The sequence below is a fragment of the Catenibacterium sp. co_0103 genome (assembly GCF_004168205.1).
Classification (GTDB): Bacteria; Bacillota_I; Bacilli_A; order Erysipelotrichales; family Coprobacillaceae; genus Catenibacterium; species Catenibacterium mitsuoka_A.
On the sequence record NZ_RCYB01000161.1, the window covers coordinates 1 to 2,261 of the forward strand.

The 2,261-nt window shown below is 34.0% G+C and carries 2 protein-coding genes; both read right to left on the reverse strand.

The window, feature by feature from the left end; translation table 11 throughout:
* Positions 1 to 84: 84 nt before the first annotated feature.
* A complete protein-coding gene (locus EAI80_RS12720) occupies positions 85 to 870 on the reverse strand; it encodes an HAD family hydrolase (RefSeq protein WP_129982333.1) in 786 nt (261 codons plus the stop codon).
* 58 nt (positions 871 to 928) lie between these two features.
* Entirely contained in the window at positions 929 to 2,047 is a 1,119-nt protein-coding gene (locus tag EAI80_RS12725) for an aldo/keto reductase (protein WP_238634627.1), read from the reverse strand.
* Positions 2,048 to 2,261: the final 214 nt, after the last annotated feature.

Here is a 2,261-nt window from a genome sequence, read left to right on the forward strand (position 1 = left end):
GACAAATAGTCTATATCCTGAATATTTCTGCTCCACACTTCTCTTAAATCGTTACCTGTAGATTATGGGTATTCAAAAAACAATTTATTTTTTTCTTTGATTTATATACTGAGGCACACTTATATGGATGACTTCATCTGCGCATTTAATAAGTTCAGGAGCAGCATTCTCTACAGCACAGCTATAGTCCGCCTCTTCAAACATTTCGATATCATTCTTTCCATCCCCAAATACAACCACTTCATCACATTGCAGCTTCTGTTTTAAGTATTTGATGGCATTGGCTTTAGAAGCATCTGGTGACATCACTTCTAACCACCAATCATGTGAATACATTTCTTGATCAAAAACAGCATAATAGTCTTCCTTAAACAAATCATAGAGAGGCTTTAATTTATCATAATCATCTATCAATAATAAATAGAAGATATCCCCCTCATAGAGATCTTCATAAGTATTCACAGGATGATTTCTAGGATCATCTAAATGATCAGCTACAAAAGCTTTTACTCCTACACTCATCTTGTCCTTAATATAAGAGAAGTAGTTATTCTTTCCTATTTGAGAATATACAATAGGTGAAATATCAAAATTCTTTACTGTATCTAATATAGAATCTCCTAAATAGTTTCCTAGGATGACATCTCCATTAGGTGAGAGTATAAATGTCCCATTCTGGACAATTACAGGAAGCTTAAAGTTTATATCACCTATTACCTGTTTTGCGGTAATAAGAGAACGTGCAGTCGCATAAGTAATATTCACATCTTCATCTATGAGTTGGTTTATTAGTTTTAAGTTTTCTGGTTCAATCGATTTATCTGGTTCAAGTAATGTCCCATCTAGATCTGTTACATAGAGTGTCTTCATAATTTCCTCCTATATAAAAACATCATGATACTATTTTACCATGATGTTTAAGAAAAAGTTATTTTTCAAAGTATTCTGCGACTTTTTGCAAGTTCTCAATAATTGGAAGATGCTGTGGACATGCTGCTTCACACTGCCCACATCCAATACATTCACTTGCTTTACCAAATGTATGTGTTAAACGTGTATAGTATTCTCCTTGAGGTCTCCATGATTTAGTCGCTACTTCCTGTTTATCAGCATTATAAAGTGAGAAGTATTTAGGAATCGCAATATGCATTGGACAACCTTCTGTACAATAAGAACAGCCAGTACAAGGAATTTCAATACTACTATTAATAATATCAACAGCTTTCTTAATAAGTGTCTGTTCTTCCTCATTTAAAGGCTTAAAGTGTTCCATATAGCCTGTATTATCTAATAGCTGTTCCATATTACTCATACCAGATAAAACTACCTGTACATTATCTAAACTTGCCGCAAAACGAATCGCCCAAGATGGAATAGACATATCTGGATGATAAGACTTGAATGTCTCTGCTACTTCATCAGGTACATTTGCGAGAGTACCACCCTTGACTGGTTCCATTACAAATACAGGAACATGATGTCTTACTGCTGTTTCATAGCATTTATGAGACTGTACGCCTTCACTTTCCCAATCCAGATAATTCAACTGAAGCTGTACAAATTCTACTTCTGGATGTTCAGATAAGACACGTTCTAATAAGTCTGCATTGTCATGGAAAGAGAAACCAATATGTTTTACTAATCCTTTTTCTTTCTTATCTTTCAACCATGTGAAACAGTCTAACTCTGTATATTTCTTATAATGATCTGTTCCCACATCATGTAAGAGATAATAATCAAAGTATTCTGCACCTGTTTTTCTTAATTGTTCATTGAAGATTCTATCTCTATCTTCTTTTGTTTCAATAAAGCCTGCATGAAGCTTATCAGCTAATGTAAATGAATCTCTTGGATGTCTTTCTACTAAAGCTGTCTTAGTCGCTTCCTCACTCTTAAAGGCACAATACATCCAGGCTGTATCAAAATAAGTAAATCCTTTTTCTAAAAATGTATCCACCATTCTTTTAGTTTCTTCAATATCAATGCTGCCTGCATCATTTTGATCGAGTAATGGTAGACGCATTAAACCAAATCCTAATTTCTTCATATACATATCCTCCCTACATTCATTTTAACCCTAAAGTAAGGTTTAAGGGCAAGAAAAAAAGAGTAACTAAATAGACTTGGGGTTTACTCAAGCTTTGAAAAAGTCAGGGGTATGAACTCCTGGCTTTGCTTTTATGCTGTCAACTTTTTAGGGGCAGTTTTCTGCTATCTGTTTTGTTTATTTCATAAATCATTTATCATGTTCTTAAGGTCAA

What these genes read in the sequence shown, in the direction of transcription:
- EAI80_RS12720 (WP_129982333.1), bottom strand. Translation starts at nt 870, where the DNA reads ATGAAGACACTCTATGTAACAGATCTAGATGGGACATTACTTGAACCA.
- EAI80_RS12725 (WP_238634627.1), bottom strand. Translation starts at nt 2,047, where the DNA reads ATGAAGAAATTAGGATTTGGTTTAATGCGTCTACCATTACTCGATCAA.